The following is a 25,144-nucleotide window of genomic DNA, read 5'->3' as shown; positions in this document are numbered from 1 at the left end:
CATGGCGAAGAGCAAAGCCTCACTCCCAGACACCGCCCTGCGCAGGGGGCTTGCGCGTCAGCAATTCCTCGTCTGTCAAGGGCCGGCCTGTCCAGACATTCACCTTCGAGGCCCCGGCCGCGCTGCCCAGCTCGCGCAAGGCCCTCAGTTCCACCTGGGTGAATCCGCCCTCGGGGTCACCCAGCGGATGGATGACGATGTGCGGGGAGGCCGCCAGCCAGCCCCCGGCTTGCATGCGCCTGAGCTGGTACTTGAGCAGGTGCTCGGCCAGCACGAAGTCCGATATCAGCGAGCGCGGATGCGCGAACGGATTGACGACTTCCGCAGGCTCCGATGCAGCCGCGAGCCTGGCCTGCGGGCCGGCCGCCAGAATCCGGCGCCGGGGCGGCGGACTCAGGGCCAGCTCGGGAACCTCCGACAGGGTCTGGCCCGTTTTCGGATTTGTCAGCGTCAGGCGCTCGGGAGAAATCTGTACGTAGATGAGTGGCAGGAAGGCAGAGAGCATGGACATCCATCAATCGATTTTCTGAACCACGGTCTGGCCCGGCAGCAAGGCCCGGCCATCCCCGTCGCGCGGCAGCATGGGCTCGACAGGCAGGCCGCTCTGGCGGTCCAGCAGCAGCGAATGTGCCTCGCCGGGCGCAAACAAATGGCCTTCGCCCCATTGCCGCAAGGCCACGATGACGGGGAACAGGTCCAGCCCCCGTGCCGTCAGCACATATTCCATGTAGGCCGAGCCTTCTGCGGCCGGGCGGGTTTCGAGGATGCCGGCCTCCACCAGCCGGCGCAGCCGGTCGGCCAGGATATTGCGGGCCGCGCCCAGGCTGCGCTGGAAATCGCCAAAGCGGCTGATGCCATCGAAGGCATCGCGCACGATGAGCAGCGACCAGCGGTCGCCGATCACATCCAGGGAGCGGGCCACCGGACAGGGCTGTGGTGTGTCAGGACGGATGTCTTCTTTCATGGCGCTATTTTGGTTGCATTTCAAAACTGGTTCAACTAGCATCCAACCAGTTTTGTTTTGCAACTGGATTCAACCCATGAACGCCTTCCCTGCCCCGGACACGGTCCGCATGCCGCGCAGCCTGGTGCTGCTGTTCGCCGCTGCCAGCGGCCTGAGCGTGGCCAATGTCTACTACGCCCAGCCGCTGCTGGAGGCGCTGGCGGCCGACTTCGGCATCAGCCATGCGGCCGTGGGCGGCGTGGTCACCGCCACGCAGGCCGGCTGCGCACTGGCACTGCTGCTGCTGGTGCCGCTGGGCGACCGGCTGGAGCGGCGGCGGCTCATGCTTTTGCAGTTGCTGGGCCTGGTGCTGGCCCTGGCGGCAGTCAGCACCGCGCGTTCGGCCGTTCTGCTGCTGGCGGGCATGCTGGCCGTGGGCCTGCTGGGCACGGCCATGACGCAGGGGCTGATCGCCTATGCGGCCAGCGCCAGCCAGGCGCATGAGCGCGGGCGCGTGGTGGGCGCGGCCCAGGGCGGGGTTTTCATCGGCCTGCTTTTGGCGCGCGTGTTTGCCGGAGCCGTGGGTGACCTGGCTGGCTGGCGTGGCGTCTATGCCTGCTCGGCCCTGCTGATGCTGGCCCTGGCCTGGCCCCTGTGGCGGCAACTGCCCCGGCTGGCGGTGCCCTCCCCCGTGCCCGGGTACACGCAATTGCTGTCATCCATGCTCCAGCTGCTGCGCCAGGACCGCATGCTGCGCACGCGGGGCATGCTGGCCCTGCTGATGTTTGCCACCTTCAACATCTTCTGGAGCGCCCTGGTCCTGCCGCTGAGCGCGCCGCCCTACAGCCTGTCGCTCACGGCCATCGGCGCCTTTGGCCTGGCCGGCGTGGTGGGCGCACTGGCAGCAGCCCGTGCCGGGCACTGGGCAGACCAGGGTTTCGCGCAGCGCACCAGCCTGGGCGCGCTGGTGATCCTGCTGCTGGCCTGGGTGCCGATTGCGCTGCTGGAGCAGTCGCTGTGCGCGTTGGTCGCCGGTATCGTGCTGCTGGACCTGGGCGGCCAGGCCCTGCATGTGACCAACCAGAGCCTGATCTTTCGCAGCAACCCGCAGGCGCACAGCCGGCTGGTGGGCCTGTACATGCTGTTCTATGCCGTGGGCAGCGGGCTGGGCGCGCTGATTTCCACCAACGCCTACGCGCGGTTTGGCTGGCACGGCGTCTGCGTGGCGGGGGCGGCGTTCAGCCTGGCGGCCCTGGTGTTCTGGACCATGACGCGGGAGACGGCATCGACTGCGTGCAAACCTGCCCAGGCAACACACTGAGCCACAGATGCATGGAGCGAGTCAGGACGCAGCTACCGTAGCCACGGCGGCCTCGTCCTCCAGTTCGGACTCCCACTGCGACGGATCAGGCTCCAGACCGCAGGACGAAGTGCGCTCCAGAATGGCCGCCACGATGCCGCCCAGATTGCGCTGCAAATGGGTGATTGCGGCAGCAGCGCCGCCATCATTCCAATCCGCCTGCAGCACAAAATCCCGAAATGCCGGCCAATCCCTGCTCAGCTGCGACACCAGAATGCGCGCCAGATCGTAGGACAACTCATTGGCATCTGCGGACTGCCTGAAGGATTCACCATTCCAAAAGCTCTGTATCGCCTGCGCATTCCAGAATGCCTGATGCCGAGCATGCATCTGCATGGGTGAGGTCAGCGATTTCATGTGGCCATAGAGGCTTTGCTCCATATGGGACGCAATCCCGGCATTAAGCCATACAGGAAGAGGCAGACGCAGCAGGCAAGCATGCGTGAGATGGCGCGCAATCAAGGGCTCCAACGTACCCAGGTCTGCTTTCAGCATCACCAGATGACCTTCGCCTGCCGTGACGAGGACGCTGTCGGTATTTCTTATCTCTTCCCCGTCGTAGCAGTGCGACAGATAGCCGTAGTACTCGGGCTTGTCATCAAAAACGATGAGCGCCTCGCTGAAGCCTTCCGGAAACAGGGCGATCCCGTCGAGCACGCTTTCGATACGCTGCTGCGCTCTGCGCACAAATCCCAGGGTGGCCTTGGCCACATGGTCTTCCTGGCTGCTGACCAGCATCGCGTGGTCGGTTTCATGCAGTGCGTAGTGCGGCCCCAGGGCCTGGCGCATATGCTCCAGCCAGCCTTTGCGCAGCCGGGTGCAGGCAGCGCTTCGCTGGGCCTCGTCGGCAATGGCGTCAAGCCATTCCTGGGCAGCCTCCCAATCCAGAATGGGAAATTCGTTTTCAATCGTCCAATGTGCTGAAAAGACAAAGGCATCTTTCCCTTGCACGAGGACTTCTGCCGGTGGCGGCACATGTTCTCGATGAGTGCCAGACTGCGGATCGAAGGTAGAACCAGAGAACCCCGAAAAAACGGATCGAATGAATTCAAGCATTGGGAGCGTCCAGGCAAATAGGCCTGCATTCTGCCGCCAAACCCGGAACTCCTGTCTCCGCTGAACGCCACGTCGCGTTTCTATGGCAATGCCATGCCTTTGCTTCCCAACTCCGAAGGCACCCGCCCCAAGGCCTTGCGGAACATGGTGGAAAACGCGCTGGGGCTGTCATAGCCCAAGTCCAGCGCCACCTGCGTGACCGATGCGCCTGCGGAAAGCCGTGACACGGCCGCCAGCAGGCAGGCCTGCTGGCGCCACGCGCCAAAGGCCATGCCCGTGTGCTGCTGGAAAAACCGGCTGAAGGTGCGCAGGCTCTTGTTCAGCGCCTGTGCCCAAACCTGGGGCGTGGCGCGGATGCTGGGCTGGGCCAGGAACTGCTTGCACAGGGCGGCCAGCTTTTCGTCGCGGGGAATGGGCGCGAACAGCGGCAGGCTGCGGGCCGAGGCCAGCTCGTGCAGCACCAGCGTGACCAGGGCGCCGTCGCGGCCCGCTTCGTCGTACAGCGCCGGCAGGTCGGCGCAGGACAGCAGCAACTGGTGCAGCAGCGGGGTGACGACCAGGGCCTCGCAATGCACACCCGGGCGGGGCGCAGCAGCCGGTTCGATGTACAGGCTGCGCGTGCTCACGCCCTGCATGCGCACGCTGTGCGGCTTGCTGGCCGGAATCCACACGCCGCTGTAGGGCGGGATGGTCCAGGCACCGTCGTCGGTTTCCACCTCCATCAGCCCGCTCATCCCGTAGAGAAACTGCGCACGCCGGTGGCTGTGCGTGGGCAGCAGCGTGCCAGGCGTGTAATCGGTGCCGATGGCCAGCACATCGCGCGCCACGGCGTCCACGGAATGCAGCGGGATGTTGAGCATGGGGATGTCCGGAAAACAGCCAACAGGCTTTGGCAGGAATTCGAGGATTATTGACCTATCCGCGAAAGCAGGCCAAACCGCGGCATCCTAAGGTTCAGTCCTTGCTCGTTTTTCCAAAGGACTGTCTGTGTTCCCTCTCCTGCTGCTGGCTTTCGGTGTGCTTGCCGGCGTGACCACCGTGCTCTTCGGCTTTGGCGGCGGCTTCGTGGCCGTTCCGCTGCTTTATGCGCTGCTGACCTCCATCCACGGCGCGGACTCCGCCGTTGGCCAGGCTGCCATGCACATTGCCGTGGCCACCTCCACCTGCGTGATGATTTTTGGCGCCTCCATGGCCACGCTGCGCCAGCACCGCGCGGGCGCCCTGCCCTGGGATCAGGTACGGCCACTGGCTGGCTTCATCGCGGCCGGCGCCGTGGCGGGCGCGGCGGCCGCCACCTGGATCAGCGGGGAATGGGTGCGCTGGGCCTTCATCGCCTACCTGGCCCTGACCATCGCCGACGCGCTGCTGCGCCCAGGCTTCGTGCACGGCACCACCGCCGGCATGCAGCCCATGGGCCGGCGGGCAGCGGCCACGGCGGGCCTGGCCATTGGTGCGATCGCGGCCTTCCTGGGTGTGGGCGGCAGCGTGATGACCGTGCCGCTGATGCGCCGGCGCGGCGCCAGCATGGCGGCCGCCACGGCCATGGCCAGCCCGCTGTCCCTGCCCATGGCCGTGGCGGGCACCGCTGCCTACATGCTGGCATCGCGGGGCGCGGGGCTGGGCCCCTGGCATGTGGGTTATGTGGACCTGCAGGCCTTTGCGCTGCTGACGGCCGGATCGTGGACCGGCATCAGGCTGGCGGCGCCGCTGATCGGCCGCATTCCCGATGCCCTGCATGCCAAGGCCTACCTGGCCCTGCTGGGCCTGGTGCTGCTGGTCATGATCGTGGCCTGAGCGCTGCGCTCAACCCTCCTGGAAGATCGCCTCGATCCGGGTCTCGAACACCCGGGCAATGGCGAATGCCAGCGGCAGGCTGGGGTCGTAGCGGCCCGTCTCTATGGCATTGACGGTCTGGCGCGACACGCCCAGCAGGTCCGCCAGCGCAGCCTGGCTCCAGCCGCGCTCGGCGCGCAGTTCACGGATGGTGTTTTTCATCGCCGGGCCGCCTCTGCAGCGCGGCTCATCGGCTGCGCAGCCAGTGGGCCACCGAGGCAGCCACCCAGAGCGCACCCATCAAGGGCCACACCATGAACATGCTGAGCTTGGGAAAACCTGCCATTTCCAGGAATCCGTAGGTGAAGGTGATGCCGGCCGTGCCCGCCGCCGCAATCGCCAGTTGCTCCAGCATGGACTTGCGCAGGAACTCGTCGGTATCCCGCACCAGGCGCACGATGGCCCGCACGGCCAGCGCAAACGCCAGCATGGGGCTGAGCAGCAGGGCCGTGCGCAGGGCCCCGGCCTGCATGTCGGCGCTGAGCAAAAGCGCTCCCACCAACAGCGCCATGTAGAGCAGCAGCGCAAATCCCAGCTCCTTCTGGTAGCGGCGGTTGGTGACCGTTGTTTGATTCATGGAAGTCTCTCGCAATGTGTAAAGGATGCTTGACATTGTGCGATGCCACCCGCGGGCATGTCAAGCAAGCTTTACATCGGCACTGAACGCCCCGCCGTACAATCGCCGCCGTTGGTGCCAGCAGCCCCAGGGGCTGCGGTTAAACGGGAAACATGGGGCGGCCAGATAAAGCCGCCCGCATGTACTGCCCCCGCAACAGTGAGTGAAACGCCGCGTGCATGGCACCGGCCCCCGCCAAACCCGTGCCACTGGGCGTACAGCCCGGGAAGGCCTTGGCGAGTGCGTCACCAGTCTGGATACCGGCCAACAGGCGGCCGGCCGCGCATGCAGCGCAGCCGGTCTTTGTGGTTTCCGTGCCGGCGGGGTCGCTGGCGCGCAACTGGCTCGCATCCATGCACACCCTCGCCCTCGCGCGCGCCCCTGGCGCCGCTCTTCGCTCGCCCTCGGCGTTCCCCGTACTGCGCACGTTGTCTGCCCTGGCTGCGGCCTCGCTGCTGGCCTGCCAGGCCCAAGCACAGGCACAACAGGCGCAACAGGCGCAGCGGGCACAGACCTCCCAGCTCGATACGGTGGTCGTCACCGCCTCGCGCAGCGAGCAGCCCCTGCGCACCGTCACGGCCGACATGACCGTGATCGACGCCGAGACCATTGCCCACAGCGGCGCCACGGGCGTGGCCGACCTGCTGGTGCAGGTGCCGGGCGTGCAGATCAACCGCAACGGCGGGCCGGGCCAGGTCACTTCGGTCTACCTGCGTGGCACCAGCAACCAGCACACTGCCGTGTTCATCGACGGCGTGCGCTACAGCTCGCAGGAGCTGCAGGGCGGCGCGGTCTGGTCCACCCTGCCGCTGGCGCAGATCGAGCGCATCGAAGTCCTGCGCGGCCCGGCCGCCGCCATCTATGGCTCAGACGCCATGGGCGGCGTGATCCAGATCTTCACCAAGCGGGCGGACGGCCAGACCCGCGCCTATGCCGAGGCCGGCATAGGCAACCAGGGCACCAGCAAACTCGCCACGGGATTTCAGGGCGGAGCCAACGGCTTCACCTATGGCCTGAACCTGGCGGACGAGCGCAGCGACGGCTTCGACGTCTACCCCGGCAACACCTTCTCGCCCAACCCGGACAAGGATGGCTACAGCAACACCTCGCTGGGCCTGAACGCGGGCTACAAAACGGGCATCCACCAGATCGACGCCAGCCTGCTGCACAGCCGCCTGCGCACCCACTACGACCAGAGCCCGCCGCCGTTCGACGACTACGACGTGGTCAAGAACACCACCGGCAGCCTGCGCTGGCAGGCCGGCTGGAACGCTATGTACAAAAGCGTGGTCCAGATCTCCCATACCGACAGCCAAAGCGACCGCCACACCCAGTCGCCCGAACGCGCCGACGGCAGCTCCACCAACTACCTGCTGCAGAACCTGTTCACGCTGGGCCAGCACCGTTTCAACATCGACCTGGAGCGCCGCGAGGACAAGCTGGACACCCAATACGCCTGGACGCAGAACACCGACAGCCGGCGCGTGCAGAACTCCCTGTCGGCCGGCTGGCGCCTGACCGAGGGCCGCCACCAGTTCGACGCCAACCTGCGCCACGACCAGGTGCGCGACCAGCAGAACAAGACCACGGGCGGTCTGGGCTACGGCCTGCAGATCGACGAGCGCTGGCGCTGGGTGGCATCGGCCGGCACGGCCTTCAGAACTCCCACGCTGTACGAACGCTTCACGGGCCAGGCAGCGGCCGACCTCAAGCCCGAAAGCAGCACCAACGTGGAAACGGGCCTGCACTATGCGGCCGGTGCCAACCGCCTCTCGGCCGTGGTCTACCGCAACAGGTTCAAGAACCTGATCACCTACGACTGGAACAGCGCCGTTCCCTGCAACTGCTACCGCAACTGGCAGAGCGTGGAAATCACCGGCCTGACGCTGTCGGGCAGCACGCGCCTGGGCAGCGCCAATCTGGGCGCCTCGCTGGACTTCATGAACCCCGAGAACCTGGAGACCGGCAAGCTGCTGCCCTACCGCTCCAAGCGCATGCTCAAGCTCAACGCCGACACCCAGGCGGCCGGCTGGACGCTGGGCGGCGAAGCGCAGCTGTACAGCGGCCGCTATGCCGACGAGGCCAACACCTTCAAGCTGGGCGGCTACGGCGTGGTCAACCTCTACGCCCAGCGCCAGCTGACAAGGCAATGGACGCTGCTGGCCCGCGTCAACAACATCGCCGACCGCGACTACGCCCCCACGCGCGGCTATGCGAACGCAGGCCGTACCGTGTTCGTCAGCGTGCGCTGGACTCCCCTGCCCTGACCGCCATGCACCTGCTTGTGCGCCTGCTTTCGCGCCTGCCCCGCATCCTGCTGCTGACCGCCGTCCTGGCCTGCGCGGGCGGCACGGGCAACGCCTTTGCGCAAAAGGCGGCGGATGCGGGAACGGGCGGGGCAACCACCGCCTACGCCGTCACAGACATGCGCGGGCGGCAGGTGCGCCTGGAGCGGGTGCCGCAGCGCATCGTCTCGCTGCTGCCCTCGCTGACCGAATCGCTGTGCGCGCTGGAGGCCTGTGAGCGCATCGTGGGCGTGGACGAGTTCTCCAACCACCCGGCCCGCGTGGCCGCCCTGCCCAAGCTGGGCCACACTTTTGCCCCGCTGGTCGAGGCCACCGTGCGGCTCAGGCCCGACGTGGTGCTGATGGCGTATTCCGCACCCGTCATCGCGCAGCTGGAGCGCTTCGGCATTCCCGTGCTGGCGCTGGACGCCAACGACATGGCGCAGCTGGAGCAGGTACTGCACAAGCTCGACCAGCTGCTGCAGGTGCAGCGCGCCAACGCCCTGCTGGCGCGCATGCAGGCCGAGGTGGACCAGCAGGCCAAGGCGCTGGCTGCGCAAGCGCCCGCCGGGCAGAAGGTGTATTTCGAGGTGGACGCCACGCCTTACGCGGCGGGGCCGGACTCCTTCATAGGCCAGCTCCTGCAGCGCCTGGGCGCGCGCAATGTGCTGCCGCCCAACCTGGGCCCTTTTCCGCGAATCACGCCCGAATACGTGCTGCGCCAGCAGCCCGAACTCATCATCCACACGCCGCAGACGCCATCGGCCAGCTTTGCCGCCCGCCCCGGCTGGAGCCGCATGCCCGCCGTGCGCTCGGGCCGCATCTGCGCGCTGGACCTGGTCGAGACGGACGTGGTCTCCCGCCCCGGCCCGCGCCTGGGCGAGGCGGCGCGGGCGCTGGCCCGCTGCCTGGAGATGCGGGGCACGGCGCCTCGTTGACTTCGCTGGCCTGCTTGGCCCGCTTGGCCGAAGGCCCTGCCTACTCCAGCACCACGGCCGTGCCGCTGGCAGACACCATCAACATGCCGTTGCCCTGGCCCAGCACTTCGTAATCCAGGTCCACCCCCACCACGGCATTCGCGCCCAGTTCCTGGGCGCGTTCCTCCAGCTCCTTGAGCGCAATCTCGCGCGCCCGCTGCAGCTCGCGCTCATAGGTGGCTGACCGCCCGCCCACGATGTCGCGCAGCCCGGCAAACAAGTCCTTGAACACATTGGCGCCCAAAATCGCCTCGCCGGCGACCACGCCGCAGTAGCGGGTGATGCGGCGGCCTTCGATCTGGGGGGTGGTGGTGATGATCATGAGAAATCCTCGGTGAGTGACGGAGATAAGCCTTGAGCGCCAAGCCGGCCGGCGATCGGTTCAAGGAAGAACTGAACCAGGGCAGTCTGCCATAGGCCTGGGGTATCATCTCGCGCAAAGTGCTGAACACACTTCTTGCTAGCCGGTAAGCCGCTCCCGAAAGCAGTGTTGGAAAAATGCTTGGAGGCCTTATGGCTATTTTCTTTGCGGGCGTTTCAAAGCCCTTCCCCATCTCAATTTCCACTGCGCCACAGCTCTCTGATCTGTACATCGCTTCTTACCCTTTCTCCGCGCCCGGCTCCAAGCCATTTCGCTAAGGAGTCGCCATGTTGTACTTTCAGATGTCGGAAGATGAGTTCAACCAACTGAACCGTGTGCGAGAACAATGGGGACTCATCTCCAGCTTGTTGATTGGCGCTTACCCCAGCAATCCCATGGAGGTTGTCGATTCCAATGAGCTGCTTGCCTTTATCAATGCGCAGATTGAGGCGATGGAGGCAGTTGTGGGGGCGATAAGGCAAAGGGGCGTGATGAAACAGCTGACTGAGGAGAAAGTCCTGGCGAAAGCCGTGTGCGAGATCCGTCTTCTCCTGAGTGGGTATCTGGGAAGCAACGTGGACGCAGATCAAAGCGTACGGATCGCAGCGCACCTGGCCTATGCCCTGCACAACGACGCATTGGCCGTGCTGGCGGGAAATGGCTTCAGCGCCGACGAAGCGCTGAAGCGGGTGGCGGCCGTGGACTCTCTTCTAGGAGTCGAGGTGGGGAGCGAATTCGTTCGCAGCTTGGAAGCTTAGGGCTGCCTTGCCGGGCCGGTACAACGCGGGATATTCCATCTGGCGTGATCGCTGCGGCCGTGCGGGGTAGTACGCGCGACCACAGATGAGGGCAAGACCGGCTTTCCTGCCCGGGCCTGCGGTCACCCGGCTCGGCAGCAGGTTCAGGCGGGCGGCCTTCCTTTCATCGGCCTGCATGATCCGGACACCACGCGGCTGCCCGAACAGCCCCATAATCTGGCTTCAAAAATTTCGCACCCCTATGACACAGTCCCTCAAAGAACTCCTTGCGGCCAAGGCCGCGCTGGACATGGAAATTGCCAAGGCCCGCACCTCGGCGGCCGACGCTGCCCTGTCCAAGGTCCAGAAGCTGGTGACCGATTTCGGGTTCACCCAGCAGCAAGTGTTCCCCTACATCCCAGCAAAAACCAGCGCACCGGCGAAGTATCGCGATCCGTCTACAGGAGCAACGTGGACAGGTCGCGGCAAGCCTCCGAACTGGATCAAGGACCAGGATCGCGACGACTTCCTCATCGAACGCAAACCCGAGGCGGCCCAAGGCCCGTTCCTCGCCGAAATGGCGGCAGCAGCAGCTCGCAACTGAAAGCGCTGCACAAGGCGGCACGCAGGATGCCGTGCGGTGCGGTGTAGTTCCGATGCGAAGGATCTGTGCCTTCCGAAAAAAAGCCCTCTGAGCATTCAGCGGGCTTTTTTTCCGGCCTGGCGTCGGCAGCGTAGTCACTGCCGGCATCTTTCGATGGCGTGCATCGCGCTCCGGCAGGGGGACCAGCCGGGCCTTTGCGGCACCTCCAGCGCTCAGGCGTGGCTGACGGGGCAGCTGCCTGCCTTGCCCATGATGCTGTCCGCGGGCGCCTGCGCGCGGTCATTCAGGCCATAGTCGCGCAGCACCTGGGTGACGCGCACGCGGTAGTCCTTGAAGATCTTGTCGCGGCCGGCGCGCTGGGCGCTGAGGTGGGCTTCCACGTTGCGCCACTGGACAACGGCTTCCTCGTCGCGCCAGGTGGTGACGGACATGACTTTCTCGGGGTTGAGCGTGCTCTGGAAGCATTCCACGGAGATGAACCCCTCCATGGGCTTGAGCATGGGGGTGAGCTTGTTGACCAGGTCCACATAGGTCTGGTTCTGGCCGGGCAAGGCCTGCAGTTCGAACAGTACGACAACCATCTTCAACTCTCCTTTTTTCGGGAACAGAGATTCCGGCGCCGCGCAGCGCGGCTCCGGCGTGGGGGAAATGGGTGAATGGGCGGCGCCGCAGGTTCAGCGGCTGCGCTCCAGGTGGGTCAGCCAGGCGGCCAGCACATCGCGCGCGGCCAGCGCCAGCAGGCCGCCGTATTTCTGGGCATCGGCACGCAGCGTGCGCGGGTCCACCTTGGCCATGCCGAGCTCACAGGCATGGCCGACCAGCCAGCGCTCCAGCCGGGCCGCGTCGGCCTCCAGATGGAATTGCAGGCCCAGCACCTGCGAGCCGACTGCGAAGGCCTGGTTGGCGCCGATGGCGGTGCCGGCCAGGTGCACGGCGCCTTCGGGAATGTCGAACTGGTCGCCATGCCAATGGAGCACGGGCACGCCGTCCAGTTTGGCGAGGGGCGAGGCAAGGCCGGCGTCGGTAAGCGTGAGCGGCGAAAAGCCGATTTCCTTGACGCCCAGCGGATAGACCCTGGCGCCCAGCGCGCGCGCAATGAGCTGGGCGCCCAGGCAGATGCCCAGCAGCGGCTTGCCGCTGTCCAGCCAGCGGCGCACGGCCGCCAGCTCCTGGGCAACGAAGGGATAAAGCGCCTCGTCATAGGCACCTATGGGGCCGCCCAGCACGACGAGAAGGTCGGCACGGCCCAGGTCCAGGGTGTCAAGCTCGCCGATGCTGGGATCGACGTACTGCACTTCGTAGCCGCGGCTAGCGAACTCGGCATGCAGGGTGCCCAGGTCTTCGAAGTGGATGTGGCGCAGCGCGATGGCTTTTTTCATGGGAGGAACTCAGGTGGATACAGGAGGGTGGCTTGGAACGTGCGGAGCCCGTCAGGCGCCGGGCTTGAGATCGACGTGGATATGGCCTGCCGAGGGGAAGGTGCAGCAGGCCAAGGCATAGCCGGCTTCCTTTTCCCTGTCGCTGAGGCAAAAGTCCGCCTCCAGCCGTGAACTGCCTCCCGTGATGCGGATGCGGCAGCTGCCGCAGATGCCGGCCCGGCACTGGCTGCGGATGGCAATGCCCACGCCTTCCAGGATCTCCAGCAGGCTTTTGCCGGACGCGGCTTCGACAACCTGCCCGCTGTGCGCGATCTGCAGCTGGCATGCCTGCGCGGTCTCGCCTGGCTGGGCGGTGGATGCGGCAGGCGGCGTGAAGGCCTCGATATGCTGTATGGCACCGGGAAAGCAGGCCCGCGCATGCTCGCGAAAGGTCTGCGCAAAGGCGTGGCCGCCACAGATGACGACGGCCTGGGGCTGGCCCAGCGCCAGCAGGGACTGCTGCGAGGGGCGGCCCGGCACGAAGGGCCCGTGGGCGGCAATGTCTTCACGCGTGATGTGGATACGCAGGTCGAACCAGGGGGCCGTTTCGCACAGCTGCTGCAGCTCCTGCAGGAACGGAATGTCGGCCATGCGCGCAAAGCACAGCAGCAGCGTGGTGCGGGGCACGCGCCGGCCCTGCTGGCGCAGCCGGTCCAGTTCGCGCAGCAGCGCCAGCGGCAGGGTCAGGCCGATGCCGCCGGCCAGCATGACCAGGGAGTCCAGGCCCAGCACCAGGTCGGCCGTGATGTCGCCGGCCACGCCGCCCAGCGGCAGCGTGGAGCCTGCGCGCAGCACCGCATGCATGTGGTCGGAGACGCTGCCCCGGCCCGAGCTTTTGACGGCAATGTCGAACTGGCCGGCACCGTCGTGCTCGCTGCAGGGCTCGTAGCGGGTGATGGAGTACAGCCGCTGCTGCATGGTGCCACTGGCGTCGGCATGCTCGATGGCCACATGCCGGCCGGGCTGCAGGCCGCCGAGGAATTGCGCCGAGGCGCCCTGCACGCGCAGGGTGTAGACCATGACGCCGCCCGCCTCTGCCCGTGCAGCGGCGCAGCGCGCGAGCATGCTGCCTGCCTGGAGGGCGGCGCTCATGCCTGCATCTCCTCGAGGACCGACGACACCAGCGCCACGCTGCCGCCCAGGTTGCGGCCCGCCAGGCCGATGCGGTCGATCAGGCTTTGCACCGAGTCGGTGTAGACGCCGATCTCGTTGCTGTCGCCCACATCGTGCAGGATGTCGCGCGCATGCGGCATGCCGACCATGGTGAAGACGGTGGACCAGGCGCCCAGTTCGTTGTTGGCGAACATCTGCACGGTCTTGAGGATGATGGAGCGCAGGTAGCTGCGCTCGCGGTTGCTCAGGCCCTGGACGATGTCGGTGGCCACCGAGCTGAAAACGCTGGAGTGGCTCCATTCGTCCACGGCGTGGGTGCGCGTGACCTCGTGGCAGATGGGCTGGATGCTGCGGTCCTCGGCCATGGTCTTGAGGTAGTCGGTGATCAGGGTCTCGCTGGCGCAGGCAATGGCGAAGCGCGCCAGGCGGCGCTCCCATTCCGCGCCGCACTGCGCCAGCACGCCGTTGCGCCAGCCGACGAGGTTGAAGTCCGCGTAGTCCAGCGGCGCCAGGCCGCGCATCTCGTAGATGTAGTTGCAGGCCATGATGGACATGCGGGTGTGCAGGGCCTCGTCCAGCAGGGCCTGGGACATGACGTCCTGCAGCAGCGCACGGTTGGCGCTGGGCGGCGGGGTCTTGATGATGTCCTCGCAGGCCGGCGTGACCACGTTGCACTCGATGTAGATGGTCTTGAGGTTGTAGATGCCCCAGGCGTAGGACAGGCATTGGTCGCGCAGGTGCTGTGGCGCCTCCACCCATGCCTGGTGATCGCGAAACGGCAGCAGCGAGGCGGTGAAGTCCTGCCGGGCGGGGTCGAACGCCAAGCCGCAGTAATCAGGCAGGTCCTGATTCACGGCCGCTCTTGACTTCCAGAGCAGGGACAGCTTTTTGAGCGCATCGCGCACGGCGTCATCTGTCCGAGAGATATCGAGATTCATTTTTCAACTCCGTGTGATTGAACTTGATTGATCTGAGTCAAATCGCCTATTCCCTCCCCCCGCTTTCTCCATCCGCCGCAATCACCAATGGCACCGCAAATGGCACTGCAATTGACGCTGCAGATGGCAGATACGTTGTCATGGATTTCTTCACTCTGTCATATTCCACCTTGAATCAATCTCCCCGACTGCAGATTGCGGATGATTCCTGGCGATATTGGATCTCATGACTTTCAACGTCTGGCGGCGAATTCTATGGAGAGAGCGCGGATTCAAACAGACCTATTTTCGCCAATGAACCAGACCGCTTTTTTCAACGGCTTACATTGGCATGCCACCTTAATTGGTCTGCTCACCCGCTGAAACATGGTCGGAATCAAGGCCGCTGCACTTTGTAGACTGCCCATTACCGATGCGCCCTGGTTTCCAAATCCTTCCATAACCCGGGCGCTGCCGATTCCCGTGCTTCAGCGCCTCCAAGACAGCCAATGCGACATGGACGATTTATCGCTCCCCAGAATCAATTCCCTGGAACTCCAACACGCGGACAGCGAGGCCTGGGACGCCATAGCGGCCGAGCGGACACGGCAGGCGCGTTCGATTGAATTGATTGCCTCTGAAAACTTCGTGAGCCGCGCGGTGATGGAGGCGCAGGGCTCGGTGCTGACCAACAAATACGCCGAGGGCTATCCCGGCGTGCGCTACTACGGCGGCTGCGCCAATGCCGATGCCGTGGAGAACCTGGCCATTGCGCGTGCCAAGGCGCTGTTCGGCTGCGCGCACGCCAACGTGCAGCCGCACTCGGGCAGCCAGGCCAACCAGGGCGTGTACCTGGCGTTCCTGGAGCCCGGCGACAAGATCATGGGGCTGGACCTGCGCTCGGGCGGGCACCTGACGCATGGCTCCAGCGTGAGCGTGTCGGGCAAGTGGTTCCAGTCCATCAGCTACGAGGTGGACGCCCGTTCCCAACTCATCGACATGGACCAGGTGCGGCGCATTGCGCTGAAGGAGCGGCCCAGACTCATCATTGCCGGAGGCTCGGCCTATTCACGGCAGATGGACTGGGCCGAGTTCCGGCGCATTGCCGACCGGGTGGGCGCCATCTTCATGGCCGACATCGCGCACGTGGCGGGGCTGGTGGCCGCGGGCGTGTTCCCCTCGCCCGTGGAGCACGCCCATGTGACCACGACCACCACGCACAAGACGCTGCGCGGGCCGCGCGGCGGCATGATCCTCTCGGCCGACGCCGAGATCGCCAGGCGCATAGACGCCGCCGTGTTTCCGGGCCTGCAGTCCGGGCCGCTGATGCATGTGGTGGCGGCCAAGGCGGTGGCGCTGGGCGAGGCGCTCAAGCCCGCCTTCCGTACCTATGCGCGGGCCGTGGTGGACAACGCCCGCGTGCTGTGCGACCGGCTGTCGCAGGGCGGGCTGTCCGTGGTGTCCGCAGGCACGGACTGCCATCTGGGCGTGATCGACCTGCGCCCCTGGGAGCTGACGGGCAAGGCCGCCGAGACGGCGCTGGAGCAGATCGGCATCACGGTCAACAAGAACGCCGTGCCCGGCGATGGCGCGCGGCCGCTGGTGACCTCGGGTATCCGCGTGGGCAGCGCGGCCTGCACCACGCGCGGCATGGGCGCCGACGAGTTCCGCGAGATCGGCGACATGATTCTTGCCACGCTGGGCGGCATACGCAGCGGCACCATGAACGCGCGCACGCTCAAGTCCATCCACGAAGGCGTGTCCGACCTGACCGCGCGCTTTCCCCTGCCCTACTGAGGCATGCAGCGTCCGGCTTCTCCCAACCTGTCAGGGTTTTCGCAGCGCGTTGGCCAGGCGCAGCACGGCGGCCTCGATCTCGTAGGCCGTGAGCGAGGCATAGCCCAGCAGCCAGCCCGGCTGCCGCTGCTCGCCCGCGTACAGGCGGCTGAGCCCCTGCAGCAGCACGCCCGCCGCGGCGGCGCGGCGGATGGTGTCTTCCTCGGACCAGCCGGGCTCCAGCAGGCAGGGCACCTGCATGCCGCCCTGGGGCCGTGGCGCGGTGACGATGCCGGCCAGGTGCCTGCCTATGGATTCGAGGATGACCTCGCGCCGCCCCGCGTACAGCTTGCGCATGGCCCGCACGTGGGAGTTGTAGTGGCCGTCTTCCATGAAGCGCGCCAGCGTCAGCTGCTGGATCTGGGGCGTGTGCCCGTCCATGATGCTGCGCGCCTGGACAAAGGCGCGCACCAGCTCCTGCGGCAAGGCCATGTAGCCCATGCGCAGGCCCGGGTACAGGGTCTTGCCGAAGGTGCCGATGTAGATGGTGCGCGCGTGCTTGTCCAGGCCTTGCACGCAGGCGGTGGGCATGCCGTCGTAGTGGAATTCGCTGTCGTAGTCGTCCTCGATGATCCAGCGCCCGCGCTCGAATGCCCAGCGGATCAGGTCCAGCCGCCGCTCCAGCTGCATGGTGACGCCCGTGGGGTACTGGTGCGATGGCGTGACATACACGCAGGTGGCGCCGCTGCGGTCGGCGTGCAGCAGGTCGGTGCGAATGCCTTGCGCGTCCACGTCGATGGGCAGGACCTTGGCCTCGGCCGACTCAAAGGCCTTGCGGGCGCCGAAGTAGCCCGGGTTCTCCAGCAGGATGGGCCGGCCCGCATCCACCAGCAGCTGCGCGCACAGGAACAGCGCCTGCCGCGTGCTGCTGAGCACCAAGATCTGCCCGGCCTCCACCTTGGCGCCGCGCTCCAGGTTGAGGTAGGTGGCAATGGCTTTGCGCAGCGGCTCGGCGCCCTGCGGGTCGCCGTGCAGCAGGACGCTGGCACGGTAGTCCTTGAGCGCCTGCCGCTGCAGCCGCTCCCAGACATCGGTGGGAAAAGTGCGCGTCTCGGGCAGGCCGGTGGCAAAGGCCCGAATGGTCTGCTGGTCGGCGATGCCGCCGCCATCGACGATGGCCTGGCCGCGCCGGCTCAGGCCGGCACCGGCCCTTATGGCACCGGCAGCACCGGCAGCACCGGCAGCATGGGCCGCATGGGCCGCATGGGCGCTGCGCTCGTGCTCGGGCAAGCGGCCGCGCCGCGCCGCCCGGCCCCGCAGCTCGGTGCCGATGGTCTCGGAGACATAGCTGCCCGATCCCTGGCGCCGCACGATGAAGCCGTCGCGGTGCAGCTGGGTGTAGGCGTTCTCCACCGTGTCGCGGGCAATGCCCAGCGAGTCGGCCAGCGAGCGCGTGGCCGGCAGCTTCAGGCCCGGCAGCAGCGCCCCATCCAGGATCAGCGCACGCATGGCGCGCTGCACCCGCTGGTGCAGGTCCAGCTGGCGCAGGTCGGCATCTCCCATGCGGATCTTCAGGGTCTCAAGCTCGAAGGTCTTGCTCATGCGGTCTGCCGCCTTTCATCTCATTGCACCTCTTTGGCAGGCCATTGTACTGACGCAAATGCTGCGCACCCATTGCAAAGTGGTCTGCAACAAGAGAGCGAAGTGTATGGATCATTCAGTCCACTTCAGCGCTCAAATACCCCTTTCACCAGACAGCCAGGAATCCAACCCCCAAGGAAAACGAGAAGACCATGCCTTCATCAGACACACACTCACCCCTTCGCTTCAGCGACCTCATCCACCCCGTGGTGGCCGGGCTGATCTCGGTCATCGTCAACTACGGCGGCACCTTCATCCTGGTGTTCCAGGCCGCCAAGGTGGCCGGCCTGAGCCCGGAACTCACGGCTTCGTGGGTGTGGTCTATTTCGATTGGCGTGGGCGTCACCGGGCTGGTGCTCAGCTGGCTCTCGCGCGAGCCCATCATCACGGCCTGGTCCACGCCGGCCGCCGCCTTCCTGGTGACGGCCCTGGCCACCACGCCGTATGCCGAGGCCGTGGGCGCCTATGTGGTGTCGGCCGCGGCCTTCGTGGTGCTGGGACTGTCGGGCTGGTTCGAGCGCGTGATCCGGCTGATTCCGCCCGGCGTGGCCTCGGGCCTGCTGGCGGGCATCCTGCTGCAGTTCGGCATCAAGGCCTTTGGCGGCATGAGCGTGGACCCGGTGCTGGCCGGCCTGCTGATCGTGGCCTACGTTCTGCTCAAGCGGCTCACGGCGCGCTATGCGGTGGTCGGCATCCTGGCGCTGGGCCTGGCGTTCCTGCTGGCGCAGGACCGTGTGGACCTGTCCGGGCTGCAGCTGCGCTTTGCCGCGCCCGTGTTCACGCGGCCCGAGTTCACGCTCAACGCCCTGCTGAGCGTGGCCCTGCCGCTGTTCCTGATCACGCTGACCGGCCAGTACATGCCCGGCATGCTGGTGCTGCGCAACGACGGCTTCAAGACCAGCGCCAACCCCATCGTCACGCTGACGGGCCTGGGCTCGCTGCTGATGGCGCCGTTCGGCTCGCACGCCTTCAACATCGCCGCCATCACGGCCGCCATCTGCACGGGCAAGGAGGCGCATGAAGAGCCGTCCAGGCGCTGGATCGCGGGCATCGCTGCGGGCGTGTTCTACATCCTGGTGGGCGTGTTCGGCGTCACGCTGGCGGCCGTGTTCATGGCGTTCCCGGCCACCTTCATCACCACGCTGGCGGGCCTGGCGCTGCTGGGCACCATCGGCGGCAGCCTGGCAAATGCGCTGGCCGACGCCAAAACCCGCGAGGCCTCGCTGATCACCTTCCTGGCCGCCGCCGCCAACATTTCCATGCTGGGCATAGGCGGCGCCTTCTGGGGCCTGGTCATCGGTCTGGTCGCCCATGCCGTGCTCAACGGCCAGTGGCCGCGCCGGACCGCCCGCAGCGAGGCGGGCACCGGCAACGTGCCCGCCGCCGATGCCGCCATCAAAAGGAGCTGAAACCATGCTTGCGACACAAGACACCACCGGCGGCACCGCCCGAGCCGCCGACACCCTGACGCGCCACGACCAGCACGGCCGCTACCCCCAGGCCGAGACGGTGGACGATTTCCGGCACAACCTGGCCACCGTGCAGGCGCGCATGGCCGCTGCGTGCCGCCGCGCAGGGCGCGACCCGGCCAGCGTGCGCCTGCTGCCCGTGAGCAAGACCAAGCCCGAATCCAGCCTGCGCCTGGCCCACGCGGCGGGCTGCCGCATGCTGGGCGAGAACAAGGTGCAGGAAGCCTTCGGCAAATGGGAGGCCATGCAGGACCTGGCCGATCTGCAGTGGTCCGTCATCGGCCACCTGCAGACCAACAAGGCAAAGCTCGTGGCACGCTTTGCCAGCGAGTTCCAGGCGCTGGACAACCTGCGCGTGGCCGAGGCGCTGGACCGCCGTCTGCAGGCCGAAGGCCGGGCGCTGGACGTGTTCGTGCAGGTCAACACCTCGGGCGAGGCCAGCAAGTACGGCCTGCCGCCCGACGAGGTGCAGGGATTTGTCCAGGCCCTGCCCGCCTTCAGTGCGTTGCGCGTGCGCGGCCTGATGACGCTGGCCCTGTTCTCCAGCGAGGCCGAGCGCGTGCGCCAGTGCTTCGTGCTGCTGCGCAGCCTGCGCGACCAGCTGCGCCAGGGCGCGCCGGCGGGCATCTCGCTGGATGAACTGTCCATGGGCATGTCCGGCGACTTCGAGATCGCCATCGAGGAAGGCGCCACCGTGGTGCGCGTGGGCCAGGCCATCTTCGGCGCCCGCGCCCAGCCGGACAGCTTCTACTGGCCCGCCGGCGGCCCTGATCCCGCCGCCCTGGCGCTGCCCTGAACGCGCCCCCTCGCCACCCTTTTCGATTCAACCCTGACCCCGCTTGAGGACCTTGACATGCAAAAAGCCATGCAACCCCTTGATTCCCGCCTGATGAAGGCCTATGCCCGCCAGCCCGTCTCCTTCGTCCGTGGCCGTGGGGCCCGGCTCTGGGACGAGCACGGCACCGAATACCTGGACGCCATTGCGGGCGTGGCCGTGACCGCCCTGGGCCACGCGCACCCGGAGATCGCCGCCGTGATCGCCGAGCAGGCCGGCCTGCTGCTGCACACCTCCAACGTGTTCCGCATCGACTGGCAGGAACGCCTGGGCCAGCGCCTGTGCGCCCTGGCCGGCATGGAGACGGCCTTTTTCTGCAACTCCGGCGCCGAGGCCAACGAGGCCGCGCTCAAGCTGGCGCGCCTGCACGGCCACCGCAGGCAGGTGGCGCGGCCGCAGATCCTGGTGATGGACAACGGCTTTCACGGCCGCACGCTGGCCACGCTGTCGGCCACGGGCAACCCGGCCAAGCAGCGCGGCTTCGAGCCGCTGATGCCGGGCTTCGTGCGCGTGCCCTATGACGACATCGCGGCCGTGCACCACGCCGCCGCCCAGCATGGCGACATCGTGGCCGTGCTGATCGAGCCCGTGCAGGGCGAAGGCGGCATCCGCCTGGCAAGCCCCGACTACCTGCGCCAGCTGCGCAGCCTGTGCGACCGGCATGGCTGGCTGCTGATGCTCGACGAGATCCAGACCGGCCTGGGACGCACCGGCGCCTGGTTCGGCCACCAGCATGCGGGCATCGCCCCCGATGTGATGACCCTGGCCAAGGCCCTGGGCAACGGCATTCCGATCGGCGCCTGCCTGGCACGCGGGCCTGCGGCCGACCTGATCTCGCCCGGCCAGCATGGCTCCACCTTTGGCGGCAACCCGCTGGCCTGCCGCGTGGGCTGCACGGTGCTGGACATCATGGAGACCGAGGACATCCCCGGCCGCGCCAGGCAACTGGGCCGGCGCCTGCTCAACGGCCTGCAGCAGGCGCTGCACGGCCACCCCGACGTGCTGGCCGTGCGCGGCCAGGGCCTGATGGTGGGCATCGAGCTGAACCGCAACTGCCAGGACCTGGTGGGCCGCGCGCTGGCCCAGCAGCGCCTGCTGATCACGGTGACGCGCGAATCCACCATCCGCCTGCTGCCGCCGCTGATCTGCGACGAGCGCCAGATCGACGACATCGTCGCCCGCCTGGCCTGCCTGCTGGAGTCGGCCAGCGCCGCGCAGGCAGGCGCACCCGCCGCAGGCCAGCTGGCGGCTGCATGACCATCGCTCCCTACAGCCCTTGCCCCAATACAGGAACCATTCACCCATGTACGACGCATCCCTGACCCTGGCCGACTTCGACCTGCAGCTGGCCAAGGCCATCCAGAGCGAAAAACGCCGCCAGGAAGACCATGTGGAACTCATCGCCTCCGAAAACTACGCCAGCCCGCTGGTGATGGCGGTGCAGAACTCGGTCTTCACCAACAAGTACGCCGAGGGCTACCCCGGCAAGCGCTACTACAGCGGCTGCGAGAACGTGGACGTGGCCGAGCGCCTGGCCGTGGAACGCGCCATGGCGCTGTTCGACTGCGACTACGCCAACGTGCAGCCCCATGCCGGCGCCCAGGCCAATGCCGCCGTGTTCCTGGCGCTGGCCCAGCCCGGCGACACCGTCATGGGCATGAACCTGGCCCAGGGCGGCCACCTGACGCATGGCAACCCGTCCAACTTCTCGGGCCGCCACTACCGCATCGTCCCCTACGGCCTGGACCCCGCCACGGGCCTGATCGACTACGACGAGATGGAGCGCATCGCCCTGGAGCACCGGCCCCGCATGCTCATCGGCGGCTTCTCTGCCTACTCGCGCCACAAGGACTGGGCCCGCATGCGCGCCATTGCCGACAAGGTGGGTGCCGTGTTCTGGGTGGACATGGCCCATGTCGCAGGCCTGGTGGCTGCGGGCGAATACCCCAGCCCACTGCCCCACGCGCATGTGGTCACCAGCACCACGCACAAGACGCTGCGCGGCCCGCGCGGCGGCCTGATCCTGTCCAAGGGACAGGACGAAACCTTCAACCGCCGCCTGAGCTCGGCCGTGTTCCCCGGCGTGCAGGGTGGGCCGCTGATGCATGTGATCGCCGCCAAGGCCGTCGCCTTCAAGGAGGCGCTGCAGCCCGGGTTCAAGGCCTATCAGCGCCAGGTGCTGGCCAACGCCCGCGCCATGGCCGCCGTGATCCAGCAGCGCGGCTACCGCATCGTCTCGGGCGGCACGGACAACCACCTGATGCTGATCGACCTGTCCGACCGCAGCTACACCGGCAAGGACGCCGACGCCGCGCTCAGCGAGGCGCACATCACCACCAACAAGAACACCGTGCCCAACGACCCGCGCTCGCCCTTCGTGACCTCGGGCCTGCGCATAGGCACGCCCGCCGTCACCACGCGCGGCTTCGGCCAGGCGCAGTGCGAACAGTTGGCCGGCTGGCTGTGCGATGTGCTCGATGCGCTGGACGCGCAGGAAGGCGCCCGCTTTGCCAAGGTGGCGGCGCAGGTGCGCGATCAGGTGACGGAGCTGTGCAGCCGCTATCCGGTGTACGGATAGCCCGCGCGCAGCCGTGGTGGATCAGGGGTTGGGGTTGGCGCAGGCGCCGTCCATCCCAGCCATCTCCGCCAGCTTCTGCATGCGCGAGCGCTGCTCCAGGCAGGCCTGGTGCTGGGCTTCGGCCGCCTTTTGCTGCGCCAGCTTCGCGGCCTTGGCGCGCTCGGCCTGCAGCTGGGCGATGCGCTCGCGGATCTGGGGCATGGCGGCCACGGCGGCCTTTTCGCCTTCAAGAATGGCGCTGGCGCGCTGGGTGAAGTCGGCCGGGCCGATGTCCAGCACCTTGGGGCGGATGGTGATGTCGGCGCGGGCCAGCTCGGCCTGGCCCAGCTTCTGGCCCATGATGGCAATGGACTGGCCCAGGGCGCCCAGCATGTTCTCGGGCGCCTTGCCACGGGCCTTGTTGGAGATGTCCACGGCGATCACCAGATCTGCGCCCAGTTGGCGCGCGGCGTCCACGGGCACGGGGCTGGTGATGCCGCCATCGACGAAGTGGAACTTGCCGATGGCCACGGGCTGGAACACACCCGGAATGCTGCTGGAGGCACGCACCGCCTGCCCCGTATTGCCGCGCGCGAACACGGTGCGCTCGCCGTCCTCCAGCCGCGTGGACACGGCCACGAAGGGCTTGGCCAGCTGCTCCAGCGGCTTGCGGCCCACCTGTTCGTTCACATAGTCTTCCAGCTTCTGGCCCACCAGCAGGCCGCCCGAGGACAGCTGCAGGTCGCGGATCCTGGTCTCATCCAGCGCCACGGCCTTTTCCTGCAGCTCGAAGGCGTTCATGCCGCCCGCATACAGCGCACCCACCACGCTGCCCGCGCTGGTGCCGGACACCACAGCGGGCGCAAGGCCATTGGCTTCCAGCATCTTGATGACGCCGATGTGGGCAAAGCCCTTCACGGCCCCGCCGCCCAGGGCCAGACCGATCCTGATGGGCGCCACGGGCGTGCCTGGCGCGGTGGGCGTGGACTCGGGCGTGGCCGCCGAGGGGCTGGGCGGGTTGCTGCCGCAAGCGGCCAGCCCCGCCAGGCTCAGGTACACCAGTGGACGCAAAAGGGCTTTCAGGCGCATGCCAGGGATCCTGCTGTCGGATGACGAGATTCGGGGCGGGCAGTATAGCGGCAGGGGCCTGACCGCCGCAGGCCCTCAGGCTCTGGGCTTCAGCAAGCCGCCCATGCCCTGCACAGCCTCCCGCAAAAACCCCCAGACCGCCTCGATGCGCTGAACCTGCCGGGCATCCGAGGGCATGCTCATCCAGAAGGTGCGGGTGAAGCAGGCCTCGGCGGGCAGCACGCGGCTGAGCACGGGGTCGCGGTCGGCGATGAAGGCGGGCAGCACGGCCAGGCCGGCACCGGCGCGCACGGCCTCGTACTGGGCGGTGATGCTGGTGCTGCGAAAGGCAAAGCGCTCGGGCTGGAACAGGGTGGACAGCAGCTGCAGCTCACGCGTGAACAGCAGGTCGTCCACATAGTGGATGAAGCTGTGGTGGCGCAGGTCCTCCGTGCGCGCCACCAGCGGGCGGCGCGCAAGGTATTCGCGCTGGCCGTAGAGGAACAGCCGGTAGTCCGTGAGCTTGGTGACCACGGCCGAGCCGCGCGTGGGGCGCTCCAGCGAGATGACGATGTCCGCCTCGCGCCGCGACAGGTGCAGCAGGCGCGGCAGGGCCAGCAGGTCGATGCTCAGCAGCGGATGGCGCTGCGTCAGCGCGGCCAGCTGCGGAGCCAGCAGCTGGGTGCCGAAGCCCTCGGTGGCGCCCACGCGCACCAGGCCGGACGGTCCCTGGCTGGTGGATTCGGCCGCCAGCGGCATGCGCTCCAGCCCGGCTGCGGCGCGCTGCATGGCGTCTGCCACGCCCAGCAGCTGTCGGCCGGCCTCCGTGGGCCGCCATTGGCCCGCTTCGCGCTCGAAGAGCACGGCCCCCAGCTGCTTTTCCAGGGCCTGGATGCGGCGCGACACCGTGGTGTGCTCCACGCCCAGTTGGCGCGCGGCGGCGGCCATGCTGCCGCTGCGTGCCAGCTCGCCAAAGAATCTCAGATGGTCCCAGTCCATGGGTCGAGGTCGCCTCAGTCGGCTGCGGCGCGGCGCGCGGCCAGCGTGCTGGGCGCACGCGCCAGCTCGTCGTTTTGCCGCACCAGGACGGCCATCATTTCCATGAACAGGCCCCGCTGCTCCTGCGGCAGCGGCTCCAGCATGCGCTGCTGGGCCCGCAGCACCGAGGGCTCGGCAGCGGCCAGCAGCGCAGCGCCTTCCGCGGTGACCGACAGCAGGCGCACGCGCCGGTCGGCCGGGCTGGTGTTGCGCACCATGAGGCCGCGCGCCTCCAGCCGGTCGATGACGCTGCCAATGGTGGAGGTGTCGAAACCGATCATCCGCGCCAGCGTGCGCTGGTCCACGCCGGGCTGGCGCAGCACGGCAGACAGCGCCGCGTACTGCACGGGGGTCACGCCGAATTCCTGGGTCTCTTCCATGAAGACGGCTACCGCGATCTGCTGCAGGCGGCGGATGTGGTAGCCGGGGTAGTTTTCTAGTTCTGCGGGTTGGTAGTCCATGGCCATTGCGCTCTTTTCCGGGTCCCTGCGGGCAAGCGCAGATGTTCGCATGAACCGCGCCCTCCGTTGGCGTTGGCTG

26 protein-coding genes and 1 riboswitch are annotated in these 25,144 nt (G+C 67.3%); of the genes, 11 read left to right on the top strand and 15 right to left on the bottom strand.

Annotated features, from left to right (window positions below):
- Positions 1 to 19: 19 nt before the first annotated feature.
- The gene (locus tag ACF8ML_RS12880; protein ID WP_237426769.1) at positions 20 to 511 is read right to left on the bottom strand and encodes a rod shape-determining protein; all 492 of its coding nucleotides are present in this window, start codon (positions 509 to 511) and stop codon (positions 20 to 22) included.
- A 3-nt stretch (positions 512 to 514) separates the two neighbouring features.
- Positions 515 to 964: a winged helix-turn-helix transcriptional regulator gene (locus ACF8ML_RS12875; RefSeq protein ID WP_392407164.1), complete on the bottom strand. Its 450-nt coding sequence runs from the start codon at positions 962 to 964 to the stop codon at positions 515 to 517.
- A 76-nt stretch (positions 965 to 1,040) separates the two neighbouring features.
- Here ACF8ML_RS12875 and ACF8ML_RS12870 point away from each other — a divergent pair, with 76 nt between their 5' ends.
- Positions 1,041 to 2,264 (top strand): MFS transporter, encoded by a 1,224-nt coding sequence (locus ACF8ML_RS12870; protein ID WP_392407163.1) that lies wholly within the window; start codon positions 1,041 to 1,043, stop codon positions 2,262 to 2,264.
- Between the two features lie 21 nt (positions 2,265 to 2,285).
- Here the strand turns inward: ACF8ML_RS12870 and ACF8ML_RS12865 are convergent, their stop codons facing one another.
- Complete coding sequence (locus ACF8ML_RS12865; protein WP_392407162.1) at positions 2,286 to 3,359, bottom strand: hypothetical protein; 1,074 nt, start codon at positions 3,357 to 3,359, stop codon at positions 2,286 to 2,288.
- 80 nt (positions 3,360 to 3,439) lie between these two features.
- A complete protein-coding gene (locus ACF8ML_RS12860) occupies positions 3,440 to 4,219 on the bottom strand; it encodes an AraC family transcriptional regulator (protein ID WP_392407161.1) in 780 nt (259 codons plus the stop codon).
- A gap of 127 nt (positions 4,220 to 4,346) precedes the next feature.
- On the opposite strand from ACF8ML_RS12860, the gene ACF8ML_RS12855 reads away from it, so the two are divergent.
- Positions 4,347 to 5,153, top strand: a complete 807-nt coding sequence (locus tag ACF8ML_RS12855; RefSeq protein ID WP_034367565.1) for a sulfite exporter TauE/SafE family protein — start codon at positions 4,347 to 4,349, stop codon at positions 5,151 to 5,153.
- Between the two features lie 9 nt (positions 5,154 to 5,162).
- Here ACF8ML_RS12855 and ACF8ML_RS12850 read toward each other — a convergent pair whose 3' ends face one another.
- Together ACF8ML_RS12850 and ACF8ML_RS12845 are read right to left on the bottom strand one after the other, a co-directional pair.
- Positions 5,163 to 5,354 (bottom strand): helix-turn-helix transcriptional regulator, encoded by a 192-nt coding sequence (locus tag ACF8ML_RS12850; RefSeq protein WP_013802457.1) that lies wholly within the window; start codon positions 5,352 to 5,354, stop codon positions 5,163 to 5,165.
- A gap of 25 nt (positions 5,355 to 5,379) precedes the next feature.
- Complete coding sequence (locus ACF8ML_RS12845; protein ID WP_012205557.1) at positions 5,380 to 5,769, bottom strand: hypothetical protein; 390 nt, start codon at positions 5,767 to 5,769, stop codon at positions 5,380 to 5,382.
- Positions 5,770 to 5,864: 95 nt separating this feature from the next.
- Positions 5,865 to 6,092, top strand: a riboswitch (cobalamin riboswitch).
- Between the two features lie 69 nt (positions 6,093 to 6,161).
- Here ACF8ML_RS12845 and ACF8ML_RS12840 point away from each other — a divergent pair.
- Positions 6,162 to 8,075, top strand: a complete 1,914-nt coding sequence (locus ACF8ML_RS12840) for a TonB-dependent receptor domain-containing protein (RefSeq protein ID WP_392407160.1) — start codon at positions 6,162 to 6,164, stop codon at positions 8,073 to 8,075.
- A gap of 5 nt (positions 8,076 to 8,080) precedes the next feature.
- Positions 8,081 to 9,031: an ABC transporter substrate-binding protein gene (locus tag ACF8ML_RS12835; protein ID WP_392407159.1), complete on the top strand. Its 951-nt coding sequence runs from the start codon at positions 8,081 to 8,083 to the stop codon at positions 9,029 to 9,031.
- Positions 9,032 to 9,071: 40 nt separating this feature from the next.
- Here ACF8ML_RS12835 and ACF8ML_RS12830 read toward each other — a convergent pair whose 3' ends face one another.
- Positions 9,072 to 9,392: a heavy metal-binding domain-containing protein gene (locus tag ACF8ML_RS12830; RefSeq protein WP_012205554.1), complete on the bottom strand. Its 321-nt coding sequence runs from the start codon at positions 9,390 to 9,392 to the stop codon at positions 9,072 to 9,074.
- Positions 9,393 to 9,718: 326 nt separating this feature from the next.
- On the opposite strand from ACF8ML_RS12830, the gene ACF8ML_RS12825 reads away from it, so the two are divergent.
- Positions 9,719 to 10,189, top strand: a complete 471-nt coding sequence (locus ACF8ML_RS12825) for a hypothetical protein (RefSeq protein WP_392407157.1) — start codon at positions 9,719 to 9,721, stop codon at positions 10,187 to 10,189.
- Between the two features lie 241 nt (positions 10,190 to 10,430).
- Positions 10,431 to 10,772, top strand: a complete 342-nt coding sequence (locus ACF8ML_RS12820; protein ID WP_016446025.1) for an H-NS family nucleoid-associated regulatory protein — start codon at positions 10,431 to 10,433, stop codon at positions 10,770 to 10,772.
- 212 nt (positions 10,773 to 10,984) lie between these two features.
- Here the strand turns inward: ACF8ML_RS12820 and ACF8ML_RS12815 are convergent, their stop codons facing one another.
- The 4 genes from ACF8ML_RS12815 to ACF8ML_RS12800 form a co-directional block, all read right to left on the bottom strand.
- A complete protein-coding gene (locus ACF8ML_RS12815; protein ID WP_012205544.1) occupies positions 10,985 to 11,353 on the bottom strand; it encodes an antibiotic biosynthesis monooxygenase in 369 nt (122 codons plus the stop codon).
- Between the two features lie 93 nt (positions 11,354 to 11,446).
- Complete coding sequence (locus ACF8ML_RS12810) at positions 11,447 to 12,151, bottom strand: glutamine amidotransferase (protein WP_034367554.1); 705 nt, start codon at positions 12,149 to 12,151, stop codon at positions 11,447 to 11,449.
- 51 nt (positions 12,152 to 12,202) lie between these two features.
- Positions 12,203 to 13,282 (bottom strand): 2Fe-2S iron-sulfur cluster-binding protein, encoded by a 1,080-nt coding sequence (locus ACF8ML_RS12805; protein ID WP_392407156.1) that lies wholly within the window; start codon positions 13,280 to 13,282, stop codon positions 12,203 to 12,205.
- Positions 13,279 to 14,241 carry a diiron oxygenase gene (locus ACF8ML_RS12800; RefSeq protein ID WP_012205541.1) on the bottom strand — a complete coding sequence of 321 codons (963 nt, stop codon included), beginning with the start codon at positions 14,239 to 14,241 and terminating at the stop codon, positions 13,279 to 13,281. The genes ACF8ML_RS12805 and ACF8ML_RS12800 overlap by 4 nt, the downstream gene beginning before the upstream one ends.
- A 495-nt stretch (positions 14,242 to 14,736) precedes the next feature.
- Between ACF8ML_RS12800 and ACF8ML_RS12795 the strand changes: the two genes are divergently transcribed.
- Entirely contained in the window at positions 14,737 to 16,017 is a 1,281-nt protein-coding gene (locus ACF8ML_RS12795; RefSeq protein WP_191625561.1) for a serine hydroxymethyltransferase, read from the top strand.
- Between the two features lie 30 nt (positions 16,018 to 16,047).
- On the opposite strand, the gene ACF8ML_RS12790 is transcribed toward ACF8ML_RS12795, so the two are convergent.
- Positions 16,048 to 17,598, bottom strand: coding sequence for a PLP-dependent aminotransferase family protein (locus ACF8ML_RS12790; protein WP_392407155.1), 1,551 nt, complete (start codon positions 17,596 to 17,598; stop codon positions 16,048 to 16,050).
- Positions 17,599 to 17,789: 191 nt separating this feature from the next.
- Between ACF8ML_RS12790 and ACF8ML_RS12785 the strand changes: the two genes are divergently transcribed.
- The 4 genes from ACF8ML_RS12785 to glyA all read left to right on the top strand — a co-directional run bounded on the left by ACF8ML_RS12785 (position 17,790) and on the right by glyA (position 22,519).
- Positions 17,790 to 19,046, top strand: a complete 1,257-nt coding sequence (locus tag ACF8ML_RS12785) for a benzoate/H(+) symporter BenE family transporter (RefSeq protein WP_209669346.1) — start codon at positions 17,790 to 17,792, stop codon at positions 19,044 to 19,046.
- 4 nt (positions 19,047 to 19,050) lie between these two features.
- Positions 19,051 to 19,902, top strand: a complete 852-nt coding sequence (locus tag ACF8ML_RS12780; protein ID WP_338495867.1) for a YggS family pyridoxal phosphate-dependent enzyme — start codon at positions 19,051 to 19,053, stop codon at positions 19,900 to 19,902.
- A 69-nt stretch (positions 19,903 to 19,971) separates the two neighbouring features.
- On the top strand, positions 19,972 to 21,198 hold the full coding sequence (locus ACF8ML_RS12775; RefSeq protein WP_046238953.1) for an aspartate aminotransferase family protein: 1,227 nt from the start codon (positions 19,972 to 19,974) through the stop codon (positions 21,196 to 21,198).
- Between the two features lie 46 nt (positions 21,199 to 21,244).
- A complete protein-coding gene (glyA, locus tag ACF8ML_RS12770) occupies positions 21,245 to 22,519 on the top strand; it encodes a serine hydroxymethyltransferase (protein WP_046238943.1) in 1,275 nt (424 codons plus the stop codon).
- Positions 22,520 to 22,540: 21 nt separating this feature from the next.
- On the opposite strand, the gene ACF8ML_RS12765 is transcribed toward glyA, so the two are convergent.
- The 3 genes from ACF8ML_RS12765 to ACF8ML_RS12755 form a co-directional block, all read right to left on the bottom strand.
- Positions 22,541 to 23,587, bottom strand: coding sequence for a patatin-like phospholipase family protein (locus ACF8ML_RS12765; RefSeq protein ID WP_392407154.1), 1,047 nt, complete (start codon positions 23,585 to 23,587; stop codon positions 22,541 to 22,543).
- A 75-nt stretch (positions 23,588 to 23,662) separates the two neighbouring features.
- Positions 23,663 to 24,565 (bottom strand): LysR family transcriptional regulator, encoded by a 903-nt coding sequence (locus tag ACF8ML_RS12760; protein ID WP_016446014.1) that lies wholly within the window; start codon positions 24,563 to 24,565, stop codon positions 23,663 to 23,665.
- Between the two features lie 14 nt (positions 24,566 to 24,579).
- Entirely contained in the window at positions 24,580 to 25,116 is a 537-nt protein-coding gene (locus ACF8ML_RS12755) for a MarR family winged helix-turn-helix transcriptional regulator (RefSeq protein WP_034367535.1), read from the bottom strand.
- Positions 25,117 to 25,144 lie beyond the last annotated feature (28 nt).

The organism is Delftia sp. WSY_10 (assembly GCF_043104705.1).
Taxonomy (GTDB): Bacteria; Pseudomonadota; Gammaproteobacteria; order Burkholderiales; family Burkholderiaceae_C; genus Comamonas; species Comamonas tsuruhatensis.
The sequence above is the reverse complement of the archived record's forward strand: the minus strand, read 5'-3'. Positions and strand labels throughout refer to the sequence as shown.